The organism is Pseudomonas sp. SAS7, from assembly GCF_052112345.1.
Classification (GTDB): domain Bacteria; phylum Pseudomonadota; class Gammaproteobacteria; order Pseudomonadales; family Pseudomonadaceae; genus Aquipseudomonas; species Aquipseudomonas putida_Q.
Map to the genome: position 1 here is coordinate 404,809 of NZ_JBEGGO010000003.1, position 23,899 is coordinate 428,707.

The 23,899-nt window shown below is 56.1% G+C and carries 24 protein-coding genes; 12 read left to right on the top strand and 12 right to left on the bottom strand.

The genetic code is table 11. From position 1 onward, the window contains the following. Positions 1 to 263 precede the first annotated feature (263 nt). Positions 264 to 1,439, bottom strand: a complete 1,176-nt coding sequence (locus tag ABI582_RS07640) for an MFS transporter (RefSeq protein WP_442118860.1) — start codon at positions 1,437 to 1,439, stop codon at positions 264 to 266. An 81-nt stretch (positions 1,440 to 1,520) separates the two neighbouring features. Continuing rightward, positions 1,521 to 2,549 (bottom strand): alpha/beta hydrolase, encoded by a 1,029-nt coding sequence (locus tag ABI582_RS07645; protein ID WP_442118861.1) that lies wholly within the window; start codon positions 2,547 to 2,549, stop codon positions 1,521 to 1,523. Between the two features lie 222 nt (positions 2,550 to 2,771). Between ABI582_RS07645 and ABI582_RS07650 the strand changes: the two genes are divergently transcribed. After that, complete coding sequence (locus ABI582_RS07650) at positions 2,772 to 3,710, top strand: AraC family transcriptional regulator N-terminal domain-containing protein (RefSeq protein ID WP_442118862.1); 939 nt, start codon at positions 2,772 to 2,774, stop codon at positions 3,708 to 3,710. A gap of 254 nt (positions 3,711 to 3,964) precedes the next feature. On the opposite strand, the gene ABI582_RS07655 is transcribed toward ABI582_RS07650, so the two are convergent. Together ABI582_RS07655 and ABI582_RS07660 are read right to left on the bottom strand one after the other, a co-directional pair. After that, complete coding sequence (locus ABI582_RS07655) at positions 3,965 to 4,060, bottom strand: DUF4113 domain-containing protein (protein WP_442118863.1); 96 nt, start codon at positions 4,058 to 4,060, stop codon at positions 3,965 to 3,967. A 365-nt stretch (positions 4,061 to 4,425) separates the two neighbouring features. Continuing rightward, positions 4,426 to 4,671, bottom strand: a complete 246-nt coding sequence (locus tag ABI582_RS07660; protein ID WP_442118864.1) for a hypothetical protein — start codon at positions 4,669 to 4,671, stop codon at positions 4,426 to 4,428. 192 nt (positions 4,672 to 4,863) lie between these two features. Between ABI582_RS07660 and ABI582_RS07665 the strand changes: the two genes are divergently transcribed. Both ABI582_RS07665 and ABI582_RS07670 read left to right on the top strand, forming a co-directional pair. Then, the gene (locus ABI582_RS07665) at positions 4,864 to 5,199 is read left to right on the top strand and encodes a helix-turn-helix domain-containing protein (protein ID WP_442118865.1); all 336 of its coding nucleotides are present in this window, start codon (positions 4,864 to 4,866) and stop codon (positions 5,197 to 5,199) included. Between the two features lie 491 nt (positions 5,200 to 5,690). Then, positions 5,691 to 6,473, top strand: coding sequence for an OBAP family protein (locus tag ABI582_RS07670; RefSeq protein WP_442118866.1), 783 nt, complete (start codon positions 5,691 to 5,693; stop codon positions 6,471 to 6,473). 213 nt (positions 6,474 to 6,686) lie between these two features. On the opposite strand, the gene ABI582_RS07675 is transcribed toward ABI582_RS07670, so the two are convergent. The 3 genes from ABI582_RS07675 to ABI582_RS07685 form a co-directional block, all read right to left on the bottom strand. Further along, entirely contained in the window at positions 6,687 to 7,250 is a 564-nt protein-coding gene (locus tag ABI582_RS07675; RefSeq protein WP_229608980.1) for an isochorismatase family protein, read from the bottom strand. Positions 7,251 to 7,452: 202 nt separating this feature from the next. Continuing rightward, positions 7,453 to 7,887, bottom strand: coding sequence for an NUDIX domain-containing protein (locus tag ABI582_RS07680; RefSeq protein ID WP_442118867.1), 435 nt, complete (start codon positions 7,885 to 7,887; stop codon positions 7,453 to 7,455). Positions 7,888 to 7,986: 99 nt separating this feature from the next. Beyond that, positions 7,987 to 10,629, bottom strand: a complete 2,643-nt coding sequence (locus tag ABI582_RS07685) for an ATP-binding protein (RefSeq protein WP_442118868.1) — start codon at positions 10,627 to 10,629, stop codon at positions 7,987 to 7,989. A 161-nt stretch (positions 10,630 to 10,790) separates the two neighbouring features. On the opposite strand from ABI582_RS07685, the gene ABI582_RS07690 reads away from it, so the two are divergent. Further along, on the top strand, positions 10,791 to 11,171 hold the full coding sequence (locus tag ABI582_RS07690; protein ID WP_008091030.1) for an NUDIX domain-containing protein: 381 nt from the start codon (positions 10,791 to 10,793) through the stop codon (positions 11,169 to 11,171). A 122-nt stretch (positions 11,172 to 11,293) separates the two neighbouring features. Here the strand turns inward: ABI582_RS07690 and ABI582_RS07695 are convergent, their stop codons facing one another. Together ABI582_RS07695 and ligD are read right to left on the bottom strand one after the other, a co-directional pair. Then, on the bottom strand, positions 11,294 to 11,584 hold the full coding sequence (locus tag ABI582_RS07695) for a hypothetical protein (RefSeq protein WP_442118869.1): 291 nt from the start codon (positions 11,582 to 11,584) through the stop codon (positions 11,294 to 11,296). A 562-nt stretch (positions 11,585 to 12,146) separates the two neighbouring features. Further along, the gene (ligD, locus tag ABI582_RS07700) at positions 12,147 to 14,930 is read right to left on the bottom strand and encodes a DNA ligase D (RefSeq protein ID WP_442118870.1); all 2,784 of its coding nucleotides are present in this window, start codon (positions 14,928 to 14,930) and stop codon (positions 12,147 to 12,149) included. Positions 14,931 to 15,128: 198 nt separating this feature from the next. On the opposite strand from ligD, the gene ABI582_RS07705 reads away from it, so the two are divergent. Further along, positions 15,129 to 16,331: a zinc-dependent alcohol dehydrogenase gene (locus ABI582_RS07705; RefSeq protein ID WP_442118871.1), complete on the top strand. Its 1,203-nt coding sequence runs from the start codon at positions 15,129 to 15,131 to the stop codon at positions 16,329 to 16,331. A 19-nt stretch (positions 16,332 to 16,350) separates the two neighbouring features. Then, positions 16,351 to 16,584: a PLD nuclease N-terminal domain-containing protein gene (locus ABI582_RS07710; protein ID WP_008091025.1), complete on the top strand. Its 234-nt coding sequence runs from the start codon at positions 16,351 to 16,353 to the stop codon at positions 16,582 to 16,584. Positions 16,585 to 16,676: 92 nt separating this feature from the next. Here ABI582_RS07710 and ABI582_RS07715 read toward each other — a convergent pair whose 3' ends face one another. Further along, on the bottom strand, positions 16,677 to 16,943 hold the full coding sequence (locus ABI582_RS07715; protein ID WP_280344850.1) for a hypothetical protein: 267 nt from the start codon (positions 16,941 to 16,943) through the stop codon (positions 16,677 to 16,679). Between the two features lie 403 nt (positions 16,944 to 17,346). On the opposite strand from ABI582_RS07715, the gene ABI582_RS07720 reads away from it, so the two are divergent. After that, the gene (locus ABI582_RS07720; protein ID WP_442118872.1) at positions 17,347 to 18,234 is read left to right on the top strand and encodes an SDR family oxidoreductase; all 888 of its coding nucleotides are present in this window, start codon (positions 17,347 to 17,349) and stop codon (positions 18,232 to 18,234) included. Between the two features lie 30 nt (positions 18,235 to 18,264). On the opposite strand, the gene ABI582_RS07725 is transcribed toward ABI582_RS07720, so the two are convergent. After that, entirely contained in the window at positions 18,265 to 18,429 is a 165-nt protein-coding gene (locus ABI582_RS07725) for a hypothetical protein (RefSeq protein ID WP_177324898.1), read from the bottom strand. A gap of 184 nt (positions 18,430 to 18,613) precedes the next feature. On the opposite strand from ABI582_RS07725, the gene ABI582_RS07730 reads away from it, so the two are divergent. The 5 genes from ABI582_RS07730 to ABI582_RS07750 all read left to right on the top strand — a co-directional run bounded on the left by ABI582_RS07730 (position 18,614) and on the right by ABI582_RS07750 (position 22,771). After that, positions 18,614 to 19,117, top strand: coding sequence for a CinA family protein (locus tag ABI582_RS07730; protein ID WP_442118873.1), 504 nt, complete (start codon positions 18,614 to 18,616; stop codon positions 19,115 to 19,117). An 11-nt stretch (positions 19,118 to 19,128) separates the two neighbouring features. After that, positions 19,129 to 19,635, top strand: coding sequence for a hypothetical protein (locus ABI582_RS07735; protein ID WP_442118874.1), 507 nt, complete (start codon positions 19,129 to 19,131; stop codon positions 19,633 to 19,635). Between the two features lie 9 nt (positions 19,636 to 19,644). Then, positions 19,645 to 20,088, top strand: coding sequence for a DUF421 domain-containing protein (locus tag ABI582_RS07740; protein WP_442118875.1), 444 nt, complete (start codon positions 19,645 to 19,647; stop codon positions 20,086 to 20,088). 536 nt (positions 20,089 to 20,624) lie between these two features. Next, complete coding sequence (locus tag ABI582_RS07745) at positions 20,625 to 22,379, top strand: glycoside hydrolase family 15 protein (protein WP_442118914.1); 1,755 nt, start codon at positions 20,625 to 20,627, stop codon at positions 22,377 to 22,379. Positions 22,380 to 22,522: 143 nt separating this feature from the next. Then, positions 22,523 to 22,771 carry a hypothetical protein gene (locus ABI582_RS07750; RefSeq protein WP_442118915.1) on the top strand — a complete coding sequence of 83 codons (249 nt, stop codon included), beginning with the start codon at positions 22,523 to 22,525 and terminating at the stop codon, positions 22,769 to 22,771. 19 nt (positions 22,772 to 22,790) lie between these two features. On the opposite strand, the gene ABI582_RS07755 is transcribed toward ABI582_RS07750, so the two are convergent. After that, a complete protein-coding gene (locus ABI582_RS07755) occupies positions 22,791 to 23,837 on the bottom strand; it encodes a M42 family peptidase (protein WP_442118876.1) in 1,047 nt (348 codons plus the stop codon). Positions 23,838 to 23,899: the final 62 nt, after the last annotated feature.

A 23,899-nucleotide genomic window follows, 5' to 3' on the forward strand; every position in this document is an offset into this window, starting at 1 on the left:
TCCACCGAGCGAATCTCCACCGCGCGCAACCATGACAGAAACCACCTGCTGTAGTCTTCGATGGCCTGCTCGAGCCGGCGTTCTGGCGCTCGTATTGCCGTAACCCAGGACAATCGCCTGCGAAAAGGTCAACTTAGACTCCCCGTGGTGAAGCCAGTTGAGGTAGCTCGCAAAACCTTTTCATCGGGTCTTACGGATAATGATCTGAGCCCGCACGCCTGCGCTAGATAACCACCGAACTGCCTGCCGCAGCCTTTCCCAGGCTAACTCCGACTTGTTATCACACTCAGCGCGGTTGCAATGAGTAAACATACGCCGCTGGCGATGAAAGTCGCTTGGTAACCTATCCCGTCGTACAGCACACCGCCTATTGTTGCACCAGCGGTGATAGCCAACTGAATCACCGCGACCATCAAACCACCACCGGCTTCTGCGTTATGCGGCAGCACTCTGGCCAACCAGGTGAACCACCCTACAGGCGCACAAGTCGCGACTAGCCCCCACACGCCTAGCAGCGCAGCAACAGGAACAACCCAGCTACCCACCACGATCACGGCGAATGCTATGGCCGTCATGATCAAGGGTATCCCAACCAGAACCTTGTTCATGCTCTGGCTGACGAGAGAGCCAGCCAACATTGTGCCCACCAATCCTGCCACACCGATAATCAAGAGCAGGAGCGAGAGCGTGGGCACATCGACATAGGTGACTGCCTCCAGGAAGGGTCGAAGATAAGTAAAGAGCGTGAACTGCCCCATGAAGAGAAACGCTACAGCTGCCATGCCAAGGGCAATTTTTTTGTTCCCAAGCAAGCGCAACGATCCGCTGGCCGAGACTCGAGTGCGCTCACTCGGCATTGCCGACAGGGTGAAGAATTGCCAGATCAACGCTAATGCGGCTAAGGGCACTACGCAAAAAAATGCTCCTCTCCAGCCAATCATGCCACCCAAGTAGCTCCCCACAGGTGCTGCGATTGCCGTAGCCAACGCAGTACCGCCCTGCATCACAGCGATAGCCTTCGGTACAAGTCCCTCGGGGGCGATGCGTATCATCACGGCGGTGGACATTGACCAGTATCCGCCTATAGCGATTCCGAGTATGGCTCGCCCAACCATCAACGTCAGATAGTTCGGAGCGAAGGCCACCATGCCTCCGGAAACCAGCATGAGTGCCGTTGTGGTCAAGAGAATGGGCTTGCGGTCTATACCCTGAGTCAAAGTGGAGAGCAGCAAACTGGTGATTACGGCAAAGAAACCTGAGATGGAAATTGCCTGTCCTGCTTGGCCCTCAGTAAGTGAGAGATCGGATGCAATGGGCGTGAGTAAACTCACCGGCACGAACTCTGATGCCACCAGGGCGAAAGCACAGAGCGACATCGCTAGGACAGCGCTCCACACCTGACGGCTGGAATGTCGAATGGGTATTGCAGGGCTTGTCATGGCGCTTCTCGTTGAATCAATTTCAAAACACACGGGTGCCCAGGCCCAGCTAGCAGGAGCAGGGCCTGGAAACAGCAGCAGCTACTTGAGGTTTTCGCGGAAGAACGTCGCCAGTTTGCTGAAGGGGATTAGCTCCACGCGGTCATACAAATCCACATGGCCGGCGCCTGGAACGATCATTAGCTCTTTGGGTTCGCCAGCCAGGCGATACGCCTCTTCGCTAAACTCACGGGAATGAGCATCCTCCCCGGCGATGAACAGCATGGGACGGGGCGAAATCGTCTCGATATCATTGAACGGATAGAAGTTCATGAACCTGACATTACTGGTCAGTGTGGGGTGTGTCGTCAGAAGCGGCGACAGCCCCTGTGGGGTGAACTCACCACGTGGCGTGCGGTAGAAGTCGTAGAATTCTCGCTCGATAGCGTTGGAATGCTCTGTCAACTGATCGACCGTGCCGCTGGTGTGGAGTGTGTCCCCGCCGGCAAACTCAACATCACGCTGAGCGGCCGCTTCGGCAATAATCTGCTTGCGTTTCTCGACCGTGACACCATGTTTGAGTCCATCACGATTCGCAGCACCCATGTCGTACATGCTAACCGTGGCAATGGCTTTCATGCGTGGATCGATCTTCGCGGCACTGATGGCAAAGCTACCGCTGCCGCAGATGCCCAACACGCCAATACGGTCACGATCAATAAAGCCTTGGGCGCCGAGATAATCGACCGCAGCATTGAAATCTTCGGCATAGATGTCCGGCGATACCAGGTTGCGGGGACGCCCCTCGCTTTCACCCCAAAAGGACAGATCGATGGCCAGTGTGACGAATCCCTGCTCTGCCAGTTTCTGGGCATAGAGATTCGAGCTTTGCTCTTTCACTGCCCCCATTGGGTGGCCGACGATGATGGCGGGATAGCGGGTATTGCGGTTGAGATTCTTAGGTACAAACAGGTTCCCGACCGTGCTCATCTGGAACTGGTTTTTGAAGGAAACCCGTTGCAGTGAAACCTGATCACTCTTGTAGAAATTGTCGGCCCCATGGGACATGTCGGCGGCTCCAGCAGTGATTGAACTGGCCATCAAGGCAAACGCAACGAACAAAGACTTCATGCACATCTTCCTGTCTGCTCAAAATGGAAGTGAAACGAGCGGCCTTCGTCGCTGAGAACACTGGCCATCTCGCCTGGCCCTAATCTTCTTCGCGTAAAGGGGTGCATCAGTAGAGCAAACCGCTAGTTTTCTTGCCTAAATGTCCAGCCCCTACTCATCGGACATGGACAGCTAAATCGACGAGCAAGTAGTGTTAGCTACACGATGATCGGAATCCTCGCCATGGTCGCCACCACACCACTACCTGCAAACACGAACCAGATGACCACGCTGTGCAGGGTGATTAGCGCCCACGCGCCCACTGCTGGAGATTTCGCGACAGCCATTGCCGACCTCTGCGTGTACAGGCGTATTGCCCCAGCTCCCCCAATGATGTGTATTGTCGAACCAAGCATCGTGCTGGTGGTGCAAGGCGCCAAGGAAATGGTCATCGGCAGCAATGTTTTCCCTTACGACACGACGCGCTTCCTGGTCACCTCGCTGAAAATTCCCGCTAACTCAGCGGTGACGGTCGCAAGCGATGCCTCGCCCTGCCTTGGCCTTGTGTTCAAGCTCGACCTTCGCACACTTGCAGAGCTAATAGCGCAAGATGGGCGTCTTCCTGTGAGTGGACAGTCTTTCCGCACAAGCGCTGGAGTAGGTCAACTGAACTCGAAATTAATGGAAAGCTTCGCACGGCTGATCCAACTACTGGAGGAGCCGGAAGCGATACCTGTGTTATGGCCCCTGCTGCAGCGAGAGATCCACTATCGGTTACTGTTGAGTGACCAGGCCCCTTTACTGAGGCATATAGCCTCCGTGGGCAGCAAGGGTCATCGGATTGCCAAGGCGATCGACTGGATGAAGCTGAACTACGCCGCCCCTTTGCGGGTAGAAGAACTCGCCTCTCAAGTTCAGATGGGGCTATCTACATTCCATCAGCATTTCCGACAGCTGACCGCAATGAGTCCACTGCAGTATCAGAAATGGTTAAGGTTGAACGAGGCTAAACGACTGATGCTCAACGAGCATCTGGATGCTGCTACAGCGGCCTTCAAGGTTGGTTACGAAAGCCCTTCTCAGTTCAGTCGCGAATACGGGCGTCAATTCGGGACGCCTCCCAAACGCGATATTGCAGAGCTGCGGTCAAATGCCACCGCCATTACTCCTAGCACGCCTTGATCCTTACCACTCGGAAAGTCAGCGTGTCGGTCAGGGCTGGGCTGGCGTTAAAGGTTACCAGTGAAATCATGCTGGCCGTCCAGGCCACAATTCGTGAGGTGCAGCTGCTATGCGCGATCTGCTGACGTTCCTGCATCAGCTGAGGCGCTCCGAGCTGCGCGACAGGTCATTGACTAATTCGCGAGCCAGATGGTGAGTCTCCGTCGCCTACGCGCATTTTTTTGATCGCTTCGCGCTAAAAGATTGGAACAGCATCATTTACAGTAAACAGTCCAAAGCTCATCCACCCGGGTAGTAAAGCTTTGGCTCATCATCTCCCGGCGCATGCCCCAGCTAGGATCGACCGACACACGCTAAACGTATCGTCCCCCTACCCGCTTCTCACTTGCCACCGGCTGAGCCGCCGCAAACAAATCACCCGTGATTTCGTTCAGTTGGCTGAGGCCGAGCAGCCGAAGCTCTGGCTTGCTGTAACGGAAGCCCTCCCGGTGCACCCGCTCCACGCCCTCCTTCGCCGCCTTTGTCAGCAAACGCGTATCGTCAGTTCGGTATGGCGCGTTCACCTATGACTGATTTGCCGGGGGACTCGACCAGCACGCAGTTGCCCTTCCCATATCCCTTGCTTGGACACCGTGAGCTTGACCTGCACCGGGGCAGCCTGAATCCGCCCTAAACCCGGGTAACGTGCGGAGCGATATTTAGGGGTGCGGTATGCTCAATGAGCCAAGCTGCTGACCTGAAGCTCATACCTCGCTTGTGTCAATTCTGACTCCGCTTGCTGCAGCTCAGCTTTGACGCCCGTCCACATCAAAACCAACGTCGCGATCTTTTCGCGAGAGGCCGTCAATTCCTCGCCCATCACCGCCAACTCGCTCTCAAGCAACAGGCACTGCTGCTCGAGCAGCTCCTCGCGCGAGAAAAACGTAAAGCGATCATCAGGGGTCTGGTCGGGCTTGTTCATAGCACTTATCACCGAGAGTAGTACAAATGTTCTCCTGACGAGCTTAGCGAGATATACTGGATGCATCAACAGTGTTTCGACGGAACGGTAGCTCCTCCTGTCCGCAGGGCTAGCCCAGCCCACAGGCTTCGAGGCTGCGCGGAAATCCCACGTGGACTTCACCGGAGACACGCTCAAGTGGAGATATCGCATATGTCACTGAATTCGTCTTTCGCCATCGTCCTTCGGGCGCTACGCAGTCAGCGAAAAATCACGCAGCGGGACTTTGGTGACACGAGTCGGACGTTTCTTTCAAAGCTCGAAGGCGGCAAGTCCAGCCTGACGCTAGATAAGTTCGAACAGGTAAGTCAGCGACTGGAGGTGAGCTCACTGACACTGCTGACACTGACCTTGAGCTTGGAATCTGGGAAATCCTCAGCGGAGCTCATCGATGATCTTCGCTTGGAAATTGAGAGCCTGGAGCGTGATGGTGGCTTACCTCGCTTGCAAGAAGTCCCCCACTCTAGTGGCATCCGCTTGGCATCTTAAATGCGATTCAGGCGGTAGCCTCATAGCCTCAGGCCTGCCTGAAACTGCTTGATCCAATCATGCTCCTGGGCGTGCCCCTAATCGGGGACGGCTGTCGTGAACCGACCCCTGACGTCGCCCTGGGGCGGCCCTACCGGGCTTCCATGCTCACGCCTCTGGCCCATTGGGCCGGCGCGCTCCGCTTGCCATTTGACCACAAGATTGAACGACGTGAACCGTCGCAAAATCTCTGTCGCAGATCACGTGCACATGGCTGGCCGCGTTGGTAGAGTTTGGTGATGACATTGTCGGTACTTTTCTTTCACCCAATTTTCACGACACCTAGGCAACACTTGCCCTATCCCTACGTGTGATAGCAGCTCCCATTAGCCCGCCTAGCAGCGGGCTTTCTTTTGCCTGGAATCCGTCATCAACACAGGCCGTTTGTCTTCTGAATTGTCCGTTCTGCTGGCCCAGGCTGTCCCTCAAGGACACTAGCTAGAGCCAATCTCATGCCACAACTCATCAGATTCATAACCCTTCCCCTGGCCTGTAGTCTGCTGTGGGCTTGCGCTGCTCCTGAGACAAAGTCGCCAGTGGAGACACCTGGTAGGCCCGAATCAGCAAAGACTCAGCTGCTGGAAGCCGGAGCCGCGACCTTGCAGGCCAAGCCGCCCATTGAGGCTATTAACGCGTACCTGGATGGCTTCCACTTTTACAATGGACATCCTGATGTGCAGATGGAAGCGCATCACTACTGCTCCATCCTGAATGAGGATGTCATCCAGTGCGTTATCTTCGACGGTAATACCAAAGAAGCGAAGATTATGGGTGTCGAGTACATCATCGACGAAAAGCTGTTTGCTGGTCTGCCTGCCAAGGAGAAGGCGATGTGGCACAGCCATGGCTATGAGGTTTCATCCGGGCAGTTGATCGCGCCGGGTATCCCTGCACCTGCAGAACATGCGCTGATGGAGCGGCTTGCCCATACCTACGGGAAGACATGGCACACGTGGCACACCGACCAGGACAAAGCCCTACCGGTGGGCGTTCCGCAGTTGATGATGGGGTTCACAGTGGATGGCCAGGCTGATCCAACGATGGTCAAGCAGCGGAATCAGCGTCTGAGAGTGGATGCGGCAAAAACGAAAGCTCAGCGGGCTGACATTCAAATCCCTGCGGCTGATCCCAAGGCGGATGGTTGGCAGCATGGCAATGTCATTCAAATCACCGATCCGACCGGCGCTCATTTCCATCAGCCCGCTACATCGACACCTGAGAAAGCGAACAGCTGATCAAGCCAGTAGCCTTAGAGCTTCGCCTCGAGGCACCGGCAGGAAAGACTGAACGTGCCCCTATCAGGGACGCTGTCGTAAACCGCAACCTGGCTTCGCTAAGTTGCGGCCCTCCGGGCTTCCATCCTCACAGGTTTTGGGCAGTTTAGCCGCGCTCAAGGCGAACTGGCCACTGCAGTCGTGCTGTCGAATGAGTGGGTGCCAGGAACTGCTTCACAAGCAGAACTGTGCGATCACATCTTCTGATGACATAACTTGGGCATATTCAGTGCCCAATATTGCTAAGGTCAGCTCATAAACGGTAAAGGCGTCCCAACACGTTCCGTTTGACCTGTTGACGGGTACGGCAGTTGTGGCATCCGCTGGGAGAATAATTTCGTATCCAAGTGCCTTCCCCGCTCGGATAGTCGCATCCATGCTGTTATGAATCACAACGCCAGCCAGAACAATACGTTTTACTTGCATGCTTCTCAGAATGGCATCCAATCGGGTTGCTATGAATGCACAGTTCTCATGCTTGATGATGACAGCCTCGCCCTCTATCGGAGCCACTTCTTTCTTGATTCCATTCCAGGGGCCGTGCACGTGATAGCTAGAGGTAGGATTCTTTTCATCATGCTTCACATGAAGGACAGGCCAGCCATTTGATCGCCAGTGCCGCAAAAGGCGCTGGATGACAGACAAATAACCAGGGTGGCTCTTGCCATTCCAGATAGGCTGATCAATAGCATCTTGAACATCTAGGATAATCAGGGGGGTGTGAGGCGTAGCCTTCATATGCGGCCGTTTCCTTACGATGGATGCTCAGTGTGCTGCAACGACCTCCCTTCAACAAGCAGTGCAGTCTCGATAGGGAATCGGTGCCGACAAAAGACCAGTGATGAGCGGCTGCTACACGTACCTGGATTCCGGTCGTGCTCGCGCATGGCCTGTTGGGCGGACGCTTACGTTAGAGCCACCGCAAACTCCATACGTCCGTTCAAATTTCAGCGGGTTCCGATGTCAGCGCTTCCACTTCATCGAGATGGATAAGTTGTGGCAGGCCCCGGGAAAGCAAGGCCGCGGCTGTAGGCTTTAGCATGGTGGAACTCAGCTCCTCCCAGCCGTTCCACTTACACGCGACAATGCCTCTCCCCAGCGCAACGCTGCAGCCATCAGTGAAGTCAGTGGTGAAGATATGGTGGAGCACATTGCCTACCTCAATGGTGCCCACGAGATGCAAGCCTGAGCAGTGCAACGATAGGGCATTCCAAAGCTCTCTAGCGGCAGCCACGGTTGGGGCCTCTCCTCTCTCAAGGAGACCGTTTGGAAACTTCCATTTGGCACCCTTCCTGCGAACAAGAAGAACCTGGTCATTTCGAGTACAGATGATCGTTACTTTTGCCCTTGCTGGACGATGCTTGATGACGCTCATGAGGGATCGCACCTAAAGAACGCGCGACATCCTGAACGCTGGGACGAACTTCCTTATGCTGATGACTGCCGGGGTGCAAGCTGAGTTCCGGCACCCTGCTCAAGTCTGGGGCTGGTGCAGCATTACAGTCACCTTGTTCAGGAGTACCTGAATGTCGAACGGTTTTGTGATCACTGCCGTGCTAGGTGTCAGGAATCCACCTTTCAAAACCGATGCCTCTGCAAAACCGGTCACGAATAGAACCAGAAGGTCTGGAAAAGCCTCACGAGCGGCATCTGCCACCTGCCGTCCATTCAGCGCACCTGGAAGCCCGACATCGGTGACGAGCAGATCATAAGGCGGGCACGAACGAAGCGTATGCATGGCGCTAGATCCATCTTCAGCCTCATCAACTTCATATCCGGCCTCCATCAAGGCTTCCACTATGGACATGCGCACGATTGGTTCGTCATCGACTACTAGAATTCTCCCGCCCCCTTGACCGCTAAGCGCACTCTGCCTGGCCTCGCCCTCGAGTAATTCCAGTTGCCCTTCGAATTTTGGCAGCAAGAGGCGGATCGTCGTGCCCACACCCTCTTGGGAATGCACATCAATCTGGCCACCGGACTGCAGTACAAAACCGTGCACCATGGATAGCCCCAGTCCGGTGCCCTGGCCAAGTGGCTTAGTGGTGAAGAACGGGTCAAATATCCGCTGGATGTTCTCGGGAGAGATGCCGCTTCCCGAGTCAGTGACAGAAATCGCGATGTACTCGCCTGCAGGCAGGTCGGCACGAGCTGCCACCAGGTCGTCGAGTTCGATTGTCTGCGTGGTGATGGAGATCGCACCGCGCCCCTCGGGCATGGCATCTCGCGAGTTGATCGCCAGGTTGAGCAGCGAACTCTCCAGCTGGGCAGGGTCAATCCGGGACAACCCGAGATCCGGCTCCAGATGCGTGATGACAGCAATTGCCGGCCCCACCGAGCGATTGATCAGGTCGACCAGACCATCGATAAGTATGTTGACGTCCGTAGGCCGGGGATCGAGGGTCTGCCGTCGAGAGAATGCGAGCAGGCGCTGAGTCAGCGATGCTGCTCGCTTGGCGCTGACTTGAATTCCCTCCAACAGCCGCGCCGTAGCTTCCCCTTTCCCCTGTTTCAATCGCCGTGATAGTAAATCGGCGCTTCCCAGAATCGCCGCCAGGATGTTGTTGAAGTCGTGCGCAATTCCGCCCGTTAACTGCCCAAGAGCTTCCATTTTTTGAGCTTGGCGAAGGGCTTCGTTGGCCTGTGAAAGCTCATCTGTGCGTTGAGCGACCCGCTCTTCAAGTGTGGCTTTCGCCTGCTGTACCTGCCGATAAAGCTGGGCGTTATCGATGGCCACTGCTGCCTGGGCGGCCAGGGCAACTACCAGCCGTTCGTGCCGCTCAGTGAATTTTCCCGGTTCAGGATGACCGAAAAACAACCCTCCCAGGACATCGCCTGTTCTCGATACCACTGAGATCGCCAAGTAACTGCGTACGGGCAGATGCCCCTTAGGCATTCCATGATGGGGCTCGAACTGGCCATAGCGAGGGTCAGCCAGGATGTCCAAGGATCGAACGACACCTTCATTCCGGAAAGTGGGTGCAAACACCGGAGTGGCGCGAGGATGACCCAACTTTTCAAATGCCGAGCGATCAGCCCCTGACAAGGTATAAAGCTTCAGATGCGCGCCGGCATCGTCGACCTCGTTGGCAAAGTAAGAGCCAAAAGCTGCTCCTGTGAGCGACGTTGCTGCATCCGTCAGGTTCTGCACGATCCGTTCAAGGTTCAGGTCACTGGCGAACGCCGCGTTAATGTCTCGAAGGATCTCAAGCGTGCGGCTTTCCTCTTTAAGCGCTCGCTCGGTTTCCACCCGTTTCGTGACATCGAAGCCTTCGCAGAAAATACCGGTCACTACACCGGCATCGTCGAATACAGGCTCATACACGAAATCGAGGTAGCGGATCTCGGCCCCCTCTGATTGCCAGAGCAGCGAAATAGGTGTGCCGGTAGCGACAAACCGCTCGCCCGACTTGAACACCTCATCCAGCCAGGAAAAATAACCCTGCCCTTCAAGATCGGGGAATACATCACGTACAGAGCGGTTGAGATAGCCTCGATCACCAAAGCTCCGCCTGAAGGCCTCGTTGACGAATTCAAAGATGTGGTCAGGGCCTCGGAAGATGGTGATGAACCCCGGTGCCTGGTCGAACATACGGCGATCCCGACCCAGCATAATGTGCGACGGTACGGGTTCAAGGGCTGACGGCTGTACTTCTTGCCCTTGCACCAGGACAGCAACGATGTGCCCCTCAGGGGCTCTCAAAGGACTCAAGCTGAACGCCCACGCCTTTTCTCGATCCAGGCGAACCGGAAACTCCGAATCGGAAAGTAATAACAGGCTTGCCTTATCCATTACCGCTTCGAGCTGCAGACCGACCCGCCCCCACACCGCCGTCCAGACCTCGTGCGCGGGCCTGCCCAGCCCTAGGGGATGACGGTGTCCCATGGCAGGGATCCAGGTGTCGTTGTAGAGCAGTGTTCTGTCGGCACCCCAAAGAAGCGCAGTGGGCAGATCCGAGCTGAGCAAGAAATTCACGGCGTGCTGCAGCTGAACTGGCCAGCACCCTGGATCACCTAGGGTAGTACTGGCCCAATCTACTCGACGCATCTGGGTACCAATCTGGCCGTCGTTCGTCACGAACGATTCGATTGCTGAGCGTTGATCACCGTAATCCATAGGACAAAGCACCACGGGGGGAGACCTATAAATTTAACTCAAGATCCATGCATCGGCGTGCTGGTCTGACAAATGCTGGCAGGCGCCAATGCTCACACCGTCGTTTAACGTGAACTTTCCCCCTGATTTTCAAGCCCTCCGTACATAGAGGAGGACTGAACATGACCAACCTACGAGAGATGCATTCGACAGTAATCTGCTTGCAGGAGGGGAAGATTCTTCTTGTCCGCAAAGACGCTCCTGAATGGTCACTCCCAGGCGGCAAGATTGATCCTGGCGAAGGGCATGTTGACGCGGCAAAACGAGAGCTGAAGGAGGAGACAAGCCTGCCCTTCACTGGCGCTCGGTTTCTGGGCCATTACATCTTCGATGACGAAGAACACTACCTCTATCAAATGTCTATCGAACCCACGATGCTGCCGAGCGCGGGTCACGAAATCGTGGAATGCCGCTGGTTCAGTGGTCATGAACTGACAGGAGCGATGGTGAAACAAACCAACATCAAGCTGCTGAAGCGAGAAGGCTTGATCTATCACGGGTAGTAAAGCGCTCCGAGGCTGGTGGGCGCTGTAGTCCCACGGAATGCAGCTGTATCGCCCTGCCTCAGGGTATGGGATCACCAGGATGGCGGCCAGCAATGGCCGCCACCAGCCTTACATAATTCTTATGCCACTTGCCGTTCAGCAGGCTGCTGATTGGTCGCAAGGCATCGTGCACGTGCGACGCCCCATGCCAGGGCCCGAGTCATCGACTCACCTGGACGCGAGTAGAAAGCCTCTTCATGCAGCGCCATCCCCGTCCCGGCATATACCCCGATGAACAATTGGGTACTGCCCGTGCGCGACAGTCGCACCTGGATGTCCATGGTCGTCCCATCGTCGAGCGTCTCATCGTGAGACCTGTGGTGAAGCGTTGGATCTGCCCATCTCCAGAAAACATCACCGCGAATCCGCATGCCGACCTCCTACGACTTTAGTCTTATTAGTGGGGTGCTCTCACCATAGCGCAGCGAAGCGGCAATGCAATCGCCGCTTGGCGGATTATGGGGTTCAATATGACAGGACATGACGAGGGATGGTGTTGAGCTGAGACTAGCCAAGTACCGGCCAGTTATGGATTTTATAAGCCTTCAGTAGGTTGGTTCTGAGTGCCGACTTACCCACGTCTCTATCCGTATGATTGCCCCATAGCATAGGAGCCGAGGCAAACCAGAACCCTCTGTCGCCTACTTTTCCTCATCACAATTCTTTGCACGGCAGCTGGATAAGCAGCGCTTCACGAACTACATGGCTGTACACCGAGATTTGCAGGAGACATAGCGCCTCATCGGCCCGCTGCAAAACCCGTCTCGCGAAGCTTTTATCTTGCGAAGAGCTCGTCTTCCCCTAATCACTAAGCAAGCCGCAGTCAGTACCTCGGCTAAGCTCGGCTTGTTCCTTGTTTTGTCTTGGCATCGCATTCCCTTACGTTCTTCGTATATCGCCCGGCGCCGCATGCCGCTGAATCCTGTCACGCGCTCATGATTTCATCCCGATTTGCTGTTGCATCTCCATCGTGATGCGCTGGTCAACCTCAACCATATCACCCCATGGATCATCGCCACCAAGCTCATCCAGACGCTCCTGCAAATTTTTGATGTTCCATCTGGCTGCCGACTGCAGCTCTATGATTTCCTCCCGGAAGATCGGCACTGACACGGGCAGCCCTTCCCTCGCCCGCGCCGAAAAGACGTTGGCGGTCGTAGCTCCCTTACCGTTCCGCAGGTAATCGATGAAGATCTTGCCAATGCGGTTCTTAGGGCCCATTACGGCCGCGAACCGATTCGGGATAAGCTTCGCGATGTACTTTACGATGGCCTGGCTGAAGGCTTTCACCTCTTCCCACGAAGCCTTAGGCGTGAGCGGCACCATGATGTGGATACCCTTTCCTCCACTGGTTTTGAGAAACGACTGCAGACCCAACTCATCGAGCACTACCAAGGTCAGCTGAGTGGCTTCGACCATGGCCTTCCAAGGCAGCGCGGGATCAGGATCGAGATCCAACACGAAGCGGTCTGGCTTGTCGATGTGGTCAGTCGTACCGTTCCAGGAATGCAGTTCAATGGTGCTCATTTGCACAGCACCGACAAGAGCCTCGACGTTGTTGATGACCATGCCCGCTTTGCCGGCTTCGGCCTTGGGCACCGTGGTGATATTCGGGATGGCCAGGCGATCTGCATTCTTCTGGAAAAACAGCTCTCCGGTGATCCCCTCTGGTGTCCTGACCAGAGCAATTGGCCGGTCTTTCAGGTGAGGCAGGAGCCAAGGTGAAACCTGCGCGTAGTATTCGGCCAGGTCTCGTTTGGTGAGGCCGCTGCTGGGATCAATAACACGCTCAGGATGGGTGATCCGCACCTTGGTCGCGGAGGTTTTGTCTTCCGACTTCGCTTTAGCTGACCCTCCCCCCTTCGGCGCAGGCGCCGGCTTCTCCTCCGTAATCTCCTGGACAGGCTTGTCCGTCCGGATACCTTGGAACACCGCGTGCCTGACCACACCGTCCGAGGTGATCTCGGCGAAGGTGACCTCGGCCAGCAGGGTAGGCCGCAACCAGTGAATGCCTTTGCCGTCGACACCTTTCGGTGGGTTCATCACCGGCACCTGTTTCTGCTCCAGCGGCAGTAGCGTTTCCAGGATGGTGGCGAGAGTCGATTCAGTAAAACCAGTGCCGACCTTGCCGGCGTACCGCAACTTCCCACTGTCTTCATCATTGAGGGCAAGGACGAGGGCGCCAAAGCCACTCCTTGCACCTTTCGGGTCGGTGTAGCCGACGATCACAAACTCTTGGCGATGTTGGCACTTGAGCTTGACCCACGTATCACTGCGCCGGGAGACGTAGGGACTGCCCAAGCGTTTGCCAATCAACCCCTCCATGCGCATCTGGCAGGCACTGTTCATCAATGCGTCGACGTCTTCGGTGAAGTCTTCGGAGAACCTCAGCAGCGGGTCGGTCGAGTCATCGAAAATCTGCTTCAACAAACCTCGACGATTCTCTACCGGCACCTGCCGAAGATCCGCGCCATTGAGGTACGGCAAGTCGAACAGGTAGTAGACAATTCCTTGACTCCTACCGGCGTCGAAAGCATTTTGTAGCAGTTGGAAATTCGGCACGCCGTTCTCATCTAGGATGACGATCTCGCCGTCCAGCCAAGCCGTTGCAAGCCCAAGCGAGGCAATTGCAGCCGCCTGCTTGGGCAACTTCATAGTCCAATCGTGACCATTGCGGGTGAACAGCCGGACTTCATCTCCATCGACGCGGCACAGCATGCGGTAACCATCGAACTTGATTTCGTAGCGCCACTCTTCGCTTCGAGGGCTGGAGTCCACCAAGGTCGCTAGCTGCGGAGACAGCTTCTCTGGCAGTGCTGCAGCCACAGCGTCTTCTGTGCTCGGCCCGGTGACGGTTGTAGGAGGGGTCGGATTGGATGACGTTGCTTTCACCCGACCGCGCTTCTTGGGGATGATGGTACGGTCGCTCAGCACACTGTTGGGCAGATCGACCACAACGTCGAAATCGGCAAGCGGTTTAGCGGCCTCGTCTTGGTGCTTGATCAGAAACCACTGCTCCTGCTTTCCCTCTATGTTCGTTCGAACGAGGTTCCACTCACCACATAGCTTTTCACCCTGCAACTCGAACTTCATGCGGCCGTTCTTATAGGCCTCCGCTGGATCACCTCGAGGAAGCCAGACACCGCGATCCCAAACGATCACATCCCCAGCGCCGTAGTGCCCTTCGGGGATGGTGCCTTCGAACGAGGCGTAATCGAGTGGGTGATCTTCGACATGCACCGAGAGGCGCTTCACTTTTGGATCGAAGCAAGGCCCCTTGGGTATGGCCCAGCTTTTAAGGGTGCCATCAAGCTCCAGACGGAAATCGTAGTGCAGCCGGGTGGCATCATGTTTCTGAACACAGAACTGTAAGGCTTGAGGAGCGGCACGCTTTGAACGCCTCGAAATTCTTGGCTCACCTGATGGTTCGGGTGTGGCATCGAAATTCCGCATTTGGTTGTATTTTTCAAGGCCAGGCAGGGTTGAGTCGTGAACTGATTCGTCAAGCCTTCCAATAAGCTCCTCTACAAGGGCTTCTAGCGAAATGCCTCGATGGGTGGCTTCCCCGGTAAGGATCTGATTGACCATCGTATTGCGAAGCTCTGGCAACGGTTCACCTGCCTCCAGGGCCTCGGCTTCGCCTAATGCACGAATTTGCTGAAGCGCATCTGGGTGGTCAGCTGCAAAGATCATGAAAGCAAGCGAAGTGTCGTCCACTTGAGTTTCACTCCCCGGGATTAGCCTTCCTGATTTGATTCAAGCAACCGGATTATCGTTCAGACCAGAATCGGGGCTCCGTGAGAGCTCAGGTAATTAAGGGCAGCACCACTCGACAGGTTCAGCTGAACTTTGGCCCTCAATGAGGCTTCCCCTGCATACCTCTATCGAAATCCACGGTTGCAGGAGCTTGAGACAATGAGAGCATTGACTTACCACGGAGCTAACGATGTCAGAGTCGATACCGTCCCCGACCCCATTATTAAAGACCCCGACGACATCATCCTCAGGGTCACCGCGACTGCCATTTGTGGCTCTGATCTTCATCTGTACCGAGGAAAGATTCCGGAAACAGAGTCGGGCGATATCTTCGGCCACGAGTTTATGGGCATCGTCGAAGACATAGGGAAGGACGTAACCAATCTGCAGGTAGGCGACCGTGTAGTGATCCCCTTTGTCATCGCTTGCGGCAGTTGCTTCTTCTGCCAGCACGATCTGTTCGCCGCCTGCGAAACCACTAACACTGGACGCGGTTCCATCATTAACAAGAAAGGCATTCCGCCAGGCGCCGCATTGTTTGGCTACAGCCATTTGTATGGTGGCATTCCAGGCGGCCAGGCCGATTACGTGCGTGTACCCAAAGCCAATGTTGGCCCCTTCAAGGTGCCCACCGCCCTAGCTGACGATAAAGTGCTTTTTCTTTCCGACATATTGCCGACCGCCTGGCAGGCCGTCACCAACGCCGAGATCGGCCAAGGTTCCTCAGTCGCCATTTACGGCGCGGGGCCAGTGGGTCTACTCAGCGCGGCGTGCGCGCGAATGCTCGGCGCGCAGACCATCTTCATGGTGGATGACAACGACTACCGCCTAGCCTACGCCCGCGACGCCTACGGCGTAATTCCAATCAACTTTGAGCAGGATGATGATCCCGCCGACAGCATCATCCGACAAACATCGGGTATGCGGGGCGTCGACGCCGTTATCGACGCCGTTGGCTTCGAGGCCAAGGGCAGCACTGCAGAAACAGTCATGACGGCACTCAAGATCGAAGGCAGCAGCGGCAAGGCCCTGCGCCAAAGCATTGCCGCCGTGCGGCGCGGGGGCGTAGTCAGTGTGCCGGGCGTGTATGCCGGCTTCATTCACGCCTTCATGTTTGGCGATGCGTTCGACAAGGGGCTGACGTTCAAGATGGGCCAGACCCATGTGCAGAAATACCTACCGGAATTGCTCGAACACATAGAAGCCGGGCGTCTGCAACCGGAACTGATCGTTACTCACCGCCTAGCCCTGGAAGAGGCTGCCATGGGCTACAAAATGTTCGATCAAAAACAGGATAACTGCCGGAAAGTCATCCTCGTTCCAGGGGCGGCCTCTGGAACGTTAGGGAGTGATTACGTGTAAGCCACCGGAGGACAAACTCATGAACGACCTTGGTACGTACTTCTGGATCGCGGTAGCAACCATTCTTTTGTTGATCGACCTGTGGGCAATTGTCAGCGTGTTCCGAAGCGACAAGACCGATGCGACCAAAGCCATGTGGGCCTTGCTGATCCTGGCTCTACCGCTGGTTGGACTGGCCGTTTGGGGAATAGCTGGGCCGCGTGGGATTAAACGCGGGACTGGGCCGACGTCAGACGAACACAGCAAGGGCTGACATTCTCATTCAAACCGAGCTGCACGGATACCTGCGCGGCGCCTATGGGGCCCTGCCCTGCCTCAGGGCGCAGCGTAGCGGCATTCCCTAACTCAGCTCCTGAGAAACCCTGAGGGATAATCGTCCCCTGCTACGGCTCTAAGGTAAGCAGCGTCAGCCTCTCGACGTAAATCACGCCACTCCTGCCAAGAGATGATTCCTTGACGATCCATCTCATCCGCCCGGCGAAGCAGTTCCTCGTGATAGTCGTCCGGCGAATCCATACGCAATGCTCTGTCCTCTAGCACCCGAAACCATCCGGCCAAACAGTTGAGCTTTAACAGTTGAGGTGCAGAGAGGTCTTTCTCAAAGGTGCGCATCAATAGCCCTCTCACGTCGGATGCCCGGTTGAGTCGTCAATGCCTCAAAGGTTCAGAGCAGCAGTGTCAGTGGCCTGGACGAGGTTCTCGAGACGAATGGGTAAAGATGATTGGGCACTCTGTGACGTTAGGATCAGAGGTCTGCTGATTGTTCCGGGTTTGGACTGGGTCGCTCACCACCAATATCCCAGACTCATATGACGATGATGACGGGGTACTTTGAGTTCATAGGTTGAGTCCTACCGGAGGGCTGTTCCTAGTTAAGCCCTGCCCGTGACTCGGTGAGACTGATAGCGATTGTTAGATTCAATCCTCGTGAGTCATCGGCGATGGCAAGCTGACCGTCCGTCGTACTATTCCTGAATTCACCTCAACACCAGCCTCTCGTACGTTTCGAACGGTAATGAGCGTTCTTAACTGCAGGAGCTTCCCCCATGAGCGACTACCCCACCCCCCGTTTCCCTCTCAGCCGCAAAGCGTGCCAGGCTCACAACGCAAGATGGAGCCGTATCCAGACTGCGGTGAGCAGACCTACAGCGGCAACAACCGGCTCGAAGGCAAAATCGCCCTGATCACCGGCGCCGACAGCGGCATCGGGCGCGCAGTGGCCATTGCCTACGCCCGCGAGGGCGCCGACGTTGCGATTTCCTACCTGAATGAGCACGAAGATGCGCAGGAAACGGCGCGTTGGGTGGAAGCTGCTGGCCGGCAGTGCCTGCTGCTACCAGGTGACCTGGCGCAGAAACAGCACTGCTACGACATCGTCGACAAGACCGTGGCGCAGTTCGGTCGTATCGATATTCTGGTCAACAACGCCGCGTTCCAGATGGCTCATGAGGGCTTGGACGAGATTGACGATGATGAATGGGTGAAGACCTTCGATACCAACATCACCGCCATTTTCCGCATCTGCCAGCGCGCGTTGCCCTCGATGCCAAAAGGCGGTTCGATCATCAACACCAGCTCGGTCAACTCTGACGACCCGTCACCCAGCCTGCTGGCGTATGCCGCCACCAAAGGGGCCATTGCCAATTTCACCGCAGGCCTTGCCCAACTGTTGGGCAAGAAAGGCATTCGGGTCAACAGCGTAGCACCCGGCCCGATCTGGACGCCGCTGATTCCTGCCACCATGCCGGATGAAGCCGTGAAGAACTTCGGTTCGAGCTACCCAATGGGGCGACCAGGGCAACCGGTGGAGGTCGCGCCGATTTATGTCTTGCTGGGTTCTGATGAGGCCAGCTACATCTCGGGTTCACGCTACGGGATAACCGGCGGCAAACCCATCCTCTGATGAAAGCACTGAGGCCAGCTGTTGCTGGCCTCAGTGCTTCTTCTCCCCTTCATTACGCGCTGCTTTCTGTGCGGTCGAATCATGATCGGTGCCTGATGAGCCATCCGGTCGATGAGCATCGTTGTCGCGTTCTTCTTCACCCTGGGATTTTGACGGGGCCTTTGGCCTATGCCCCGTGTCGGTGTGCTTTTTCATGGCTACCCTATCCTTATCTCTGTCATTCAAATAACACTTCGGAGCCCGGCTCCGTGCTACCTAGATTGATGCTGACGCGGGGAATGAAGTTCAAGTCAAGAACCCAAGCGAACCTACGCTGAACCGGTGAACCATTAACATAGCTGACACGTCCACCACAAAAGAACAACGAGTCGACATCAAAATGGCAAGTGAACCCGTATTGGCCGTGCTTGGATACCTCAAAGACCACCATCTGGTACTTACCACTGCCGAGTCCTGCACAGCAGGCTGCATGGTCGCTCTGCTAGCGGCCTTCCCAGGTACGGGTGAGGTGCTCGAAAGCGGCTACGTAGTGTATTCCCCCTCCGCCAAGAAGCGTCTGCTAGGTGTAAGCGCGGAGACCATCGAACGGTACGGGCTGACTAGCGAACCAGTCGCCTGGGAGATGGCTCTAGGGGCTTTGAAGGACAGCGATGCCAATGTCGTTATTGCAACTACCGGTGTAGCCGGGCCTAGCCCAGCATCTGGAGTTCTACCCGGCACGCTGTGCTTTGCGTGGGCATTTGCCGGGGAACCAATTGCCGTATTTACCGGTACCCAGCGTTTTTTTGGAGAGCGAGCGCAAGTCATGCATGACGGGGCTGTCTACGGACTGACCCGCCTGATCCATTATCACGAGCGCTGGCTTCGTGGGGAGCGCGCCTGAGGTTTAGGGCTATGGCGGATGATGAACTGGTGTCGAGACAGCAGCCTGTCCAGGAAGACATGACCATGCAGCAGCGCGTCTGGCGCTTCGAACGCGTGGGTTGGTACCTGTTGGTCGTCATTGTCTTACTTGGATTGGCCGGCGTATTCGGTAATGGCCCACTCAGCAATGCTCAGGTCACGAGCGCTGATGGCCGTCTGCATGTTGAGTATCAACGCCTCAGCCGCAGTGGCACAACTGACAGCTTGCGCATCACGGTACGCGGCAGCGCCCGAGAACCCATCATGGTGCAGCTCGATGGTTCACTACTGCGCGAAGCCAGCATCGAAACTATACAACCTCAACCACAAGCCTCGCTCTCACAGGGCAAGGCCATCTTGCTGCAACTGGGAACCAGCGAGGATGGCATTGCCACGCTCTATCTGACCTTACGCAGCGAGTATGTTGGAACACTGGAATGCGCGGTGCGCGCAGGCCCATCCAGTGCAGTCCGCTTCTCTACCTTCCTATTCCCTTAGGAGCGAGCAATGGATTCAATCCTTCGCGCAGCCGGCATGTACATCGCCCTCATGCTGTTGTTTCGCGTTGCAGGCAGACGTTCCTTAGCTGACTTGACGACCTTTGATTTTGTGCTGCTGTTAATCATCGGCGAAGCGACCCAACAGGCTTTGCTGGGCGATGATTTTTCCTTCACCAATGCCATGTTGGTCATCGCGACGCTGATCGTCCTGGATGTCGGACTGTCGCTCGCGAAACTCAATTCCAAGCCTTTGGCGCGACTGCTGGACGGCCACGCTACGCTGGTCGTTGAGCATGGCCGTTTTCTGCACCACCGTATGCACCGAGCGCGACTCACTGAAGACGATATTCTTGAATCTGCACGCGATAGCCAGGGAATCGAAAAAGTGGAGCAGATCAAATTTGCCATTGTCGAGCGCAACGGCAAGATCTCGATCATTCCCAACAAGTGACATTCTCTAGGAGCCTCGGGCAGGCCACGGCGCCCCGCCTATTTAACTAAGGAGAATGGCGTGGTGAGGCTCAATTATTGGAGTAGGCATCAGACTCCGCTGGGTGGTCAGCCATTCTCACATTTTACTGGTGTCAAAGATCTGCCCCTGATCCATCATCGCCAAAATGAGTGATTGGGAGATGCGATAGCCTCCGCACTCCGAACGATGCCGCTCTTCCCACCCCGTCGCACATTCCACGGAGTGCGCATGCCCTGCGCAAATCAGACAAGTCATAAAACCCTCTGTTGGTCTTGTTGGTTGGGAGGATTGGAGCCGAGAAAAAGATGCACCTACCGTCGACTGAGAGTTCAGCGGCAACTCGAAATTCCGATTGTTAAATCATCTGAGAAAAGACTTCCAGCTGAAAGTCGGAGCGAACCATCAGCTCGACAAGCCTGTCCCAACTGGACACTCCAGCAGGGTAACGTCTCGTGGAAAACCAATTCGCCGATGGCATGCAGCACGCTGAACCCCAACGCGACGACGGCGGATGGTTGCTGCTGGAGCAATACGGTGCTCTGGGTGATGGGCGCTCGGTGGCGTTGATAGGTTTGGACGGCTCTATTGATTGGTGGTGCGTTCCGCAGATGGACTCTCCACCACTGTTCGACCGGTTGTTGGCACCTCACTCAGGTGGCTTCTTTTCCATCACCCCTCGCGAAAAGTATCGTGCTGAACGTCGTTATCTCCCAGGCAGCAACGTACTGGAGACGTGCTTTGTCACTTCAAGCGGGAAAGCGCGAGTGACCGAATCGCTCAACAGTGGCCCAGCTGGTCGTTTACCTTGGGCAGAACTCGCCAGGCGTATAGAGGGGATGGACGGTTTTGTCGATTTCGACATCGCCATTGATTTCGGTACACAGGCCGATACCGTAAGCCCTTATCTGACGCCGAATGACAACGGCTGCGTGTTTCATGCCGGTCGCATCCTAGGAATGTTTATGCACGACGCCCAGTTGCGGATTGATCGCAAGGATGACATGGGCGTCCGGGCATTCATCAGGATAGGCCGGGGGCAACGGACTGTTTTGGCGATCGTGGCTGGGCGAGATGAGCCACTGGTGCTCCCACCACTGGAGCTCATCGACGAGCGTATTGACGGTTCGCATCGAGAGTGGTGCCAATGGTCGAAGAGCCTCATCTATGACGGCCCACTCAAACCACTGGTTGTGCGCAATGCACTCGCCCTAAAGCTTCTTTTATCCTCACCGAGCGGCGCGATCATGGCTGCAGGCACCTCGTCCCTGCCCGAGCGGATAGGTGGTACAAAGAACTTCGACTACCGCTTCGCCTGGATCCGGGACGCTGGATATACCATCGAGGCATTCCTGGCTATCGGGGCACAGCCAGAAGCCAAGGCAGCTTTCACCTGGCTTTTGAATCGACTGGGCGAGCATGGCCCAAGGGTGTTTTATACGCTGGATGGGGCGCTCGGTGATTGCGCGCGCAGGGTTAACCTCCCTGGCTACAAGAATTCACCTCCAGTAGTGGGAAACGACGCGCGTGACCAACTCCAACATGGTGTCTTCGGCGACATCTTCGAGACCGCTCGCTGTTTCATCGACAGCGGCAATATCCTCGACTCCCCCAGCGCAATGCTCCTAGCGGGTCTTGCTGATCAATGCGCCGATTGCTGGAGGCAGGCTGACGCAGGGATATGGGAATCGCAGGATACGCGTCACTACACGATGTCCAAGATCAGTTGCTGGCAGGCTTTGAGTTGCGCCATCGAACTTGCTGATGGTGGTCACCTCCCAACCACATGCCGAGAACGGTGGGATCGAGAACGGCAACGCATCCAGGCTTGGATCGAGCAACACTGTTGGAGTGAACGACGTCAGGCCTACGTTTTTTATCCTGGGACAGATCGACTCGATGCGTCAGTAGCACTTGCCGTGCGCATAGGCTATCCCTCACCAAAACGACTGCGTAGCACCCTGGAAGCTGTCCAGGTCGAGCTCGGCGCGGGGGCTTTCCACTACCGATATAGCCAAGCCTACGAGGAAGAAGGCTGCTTCCTGGCTTGTACGTTCTGGATCATTGAAGCTTGGGCGCTTCTTGGGGAGTGCGAGCGGAGCGAGTCAGCGCTCCACGCCGCCGTGAAAGGCCTCGAACATGGCGTGGGGATCTACTCAGAAATGATCGATCCTAGTACAGGAAACTTCCTCGGAAACCTGCCGCAAGGGCTTACGCATCTTGCTGCGATGCGCGCCACCCTGGCAATCAGCGGTTACGGCCCAGAGCGTTAAATGGGCCGGCTCACCTGCCCTATCGTGTGCGGAACCCAGTCCTTTAGGGTGAACTCCAAATCCAAAGGGATCCGGATTACTCACAAGCGGCTTGACCGACGGAAAATGGCTCTAGGTTTATGGAAACGGTCTGGAATGATTTGATGGAAAGTTGGGTTGTTCTGCTGGAATGGCCAGCGATGGCGGTCACAGTGCTGGCAGCCTGGTGTATTGGATCGCATCGCCCTGGGCGGCGCAAAGTGGGCTTCTGTTGCTTTATCGCAAGCAACATTTTATGGACGGTCTGGGGATGGCATGCACAAGCGTGGGCATTGATTGTGCTTCAGGTAGTGCTGTGTCTTATGAACCTCAGGGGTTGGAGGAAGAACACAGCAGCCGAACTGCGGTCATGACCAGCTTGAAACAGGTAGTCTAAGGGTCGATCAGATACTCGACGAGCGTCGCGGCGCAGGCTGAAATCCCCTGCGAATGGATCAACTCGAACCCATGCGTGTTTTCAGTTGGAATGGCAATGCAGCCCGCGCGCGCGCAGACTCCTGCGCTCATTACAGCACTGGCATCCGAGGCGAAGTCCAACAGTAAAGCTGCCTGGGGTTCGTAACCGGCACGACGGGAAGCCTCGAGCAAACCGTGGATCACCGTCCGGCTGTAGTAGCCCTTCTGATCGCCGGTATTGATAATCGGGTCTGCGCATAGCCGCGTGTCGTACTCAGTTAGTACGGGCCCTACTTCAACCGCGATGGTGGTATCTCCCGGTAACGTACGGGCTGCATACATTGCCCCAGCGTTGGACTCCTCCTCGAGTGTGGTCAACACCACCCAGACATCCTGCTTGAGCAAATGCCGACGCTTGCTGAGCAAGGCAGCGGAATGAATCACGGCGGTGACAGGCGCTCGATCATCAAGGAAATGCGCGGCAATGCAGTCGTTGACGATGAATGGCCTGCGCCAGTGCTGACTCAGCACCACGCGCGACCCTGGTCGAACACCCGCTTCTTCCAAGGCGGCTTTGGTTAGGCGAGTAACCACATGAACATCATTCCAGTGGACGTCGCCGGCCAATACGTCTCGGCCCGTGGGGGTGCTGCCACTGTTGTGCATCGAGCCGTAGGACAGAACGCCCGGAAGTGTCGTTCGGTCGCCCAGCATGTCGACTGGACAGGCACCAAAGCAGATCGGCTGAGCTCCACCAAGCGCGACAACCTTAAGCGTCCCGTCAGCCTCGACCGCTTTTACGATCATGGCGATCTCATCCAGGTGCGCCATAACCCTGATTGCCTCGTCAGGATCACTGTCATGCGCAGCCTTGATCAGGCCTATGACGTTCCCCGCCCTGTCGACTTTCAAGTCATCACAGAATGCAGTGAGCTCTCGCAGACAAATCGAACGTACCTCATCTTCCTGCCCACCTGGGCCACGCGCCATCAAGAGCTCTGTCAACAGCGGCTCGACTTCCATGACTACCCTCCAAAGCAAAGTCGTAGCGGTTGACCCTGCTTGCGCCGCTGCTGTTCAAAGTG

Excerpts from the sequence above, each read along its gene's own strand:
- ABI582_RS07640 (WP_442118860.1), bottom strand. The coding sequence starts at position 1,439 with ATGACAAGCCCTGCAATACCCATTCGACATTCCAGCCGTCAGGTGTGG.
- ABI582_RS07645 (WP_442118861.1), bottom strand. The coding sequence starts at position 2,549 with ATGAAGTCTTTGTTCGTTGCGTTTGCCTTGATGGCCAGTTCAATCACT.
- ABI582_RS07650 (WP_442118862.1), top strand. The coding sequence starts at position 2,772 with ATGGTCGCCACCACACCACTACCTGCAAACACGAACCAGATGACCACG.
- ABI582_RS07660 (WP_442118864.1), bottom strand. The coding sequence starts at position 4,671 with ATGAACAAGCCCGACCAGACCCCTGATGATCGCTTTACGTTTTTCTCG.
- ABI582_RS07665 (WP_442118865.1), top strand. The coding sequence starts at position 4,864 with ATGTCACTGAATTCGTCTTTCGCCATCGTCCTTCGGGCGCTACGCAGT.
- ABI582_RS07670 (WP_442118866.1), top strand. The coding sequence starts at position 5,691 with ATGCCACAACTCATCAGATTCATAACCCTTCCCCTGGCCTGTAGTCTG.
- ABI582_RS07675 (WP_229608980.1), bottom strand. The coding sequence starts at position 7,250 with ATGAAGGCTACGCCTCACACCCCCCTGATTATCCTAGATGTTCAAGAT.
- ABI582_RS07680 (WP_442118867.1), bottom strand. The coding sequence starts at position 7,887 with ATGAGCGTCATCAAGCATCGTCCAGCAAGGGCAAAAGTAACGATCATC.
- ABI582_RS07685 (WP_442118868.1), bottom strand. The coding sequence starts at position 10,629 with ATGGATTACGGTGATCAACGCTCAGCAATCGAATCGTTCGTGACGAAC.
- ABI582_RS07690 (WP_008091030.1), top strand. The coding sequence starts at position 10,791 with ATGACCAACCTACGAGAGATGCATTCGACAGTAATCTGCTTGCAGGAG.
- ABI582_RS07695 (WP_442118869.1), bottom strand. The coding sequence starts at position 11,584 with ATGCGGATTCGCGGTGATGTTTTCTGGAGATGGGCAGATCCAACGCTT.
- ABI582_RS07705 (WP_442118871.1), top strand. The coding sequence starts at position 15,129 with ATGAGAGCATTGACTTACCACGGAGCTAACGATGTCAGAGTCGATACC.
- ABI582_RS07710 (WP_008091025.1), top strand. The coding sequence starts at position 16,351 with ATGAACGACCTTGGTACGTACTTCTGGATCGCGGTAGCAACCATTCTT.
- ABI582_RS07715 (WP_280344850.1), bottom strand. The coding sequence starts at position 16,943 with ATGCGCACCTTTGAGAAAGACCTCTCTGCACCTCAACTGTTAAAGCTC.
- ABI582_RS07720 (WP_442118872.1), top strand. The coding sequence starts at position 17,347 with ATGAGCGTTCTTAACTGCAGGAGCTTCCCCCATGAGCGACTACCCCAC.
- ABI582_RS07725 (WP_177324898.1), bottom strand. The coding sequence starts at position 18,429 with ATGAAAAAGCACACCGACACGGGGCATAGGCCAAAGGCCCCGTCAAAA.
- ABI582_RS07730 (WP_442118873.1), top strand. The coding sequence starts at position 18,614 with ATGGCAAGTGAACCCGTATTGGCCGTGCTTGGATACCTCAAAGACCAC.
- ABI582_RS07735 (WP_442118874.1), top strand. The coding sequence starts at position 19,129 with ATGGCGGATGATGAACTGGTGTCGAGACAGCAGCCTGTCCAGGAAGAC.
- ABI582_RS07740 (WP_442118875.1), top strand. The coding sequence starts at position 19,645 with ATGGATTCAATCCTTCGCGCAGCCGGCATGTACATCGCCCTCATGCTG.
- ABI582_RS07750 (WP_442118915.1), top strand. The coding sequence starts at position 22,523 with ATGGAAAGTTGGGTTGTTCTGCTGGAATGGCCAGCGATGGCGGTCACA.
- ABI582_RS07755 (WP_442118876.1), bottom strand. The coding sequence starts at position 23,837 with ATGGAAGTCGAGCCGCTGTTGACAGAGCTCTTGATGGCGCGTGGCCCA.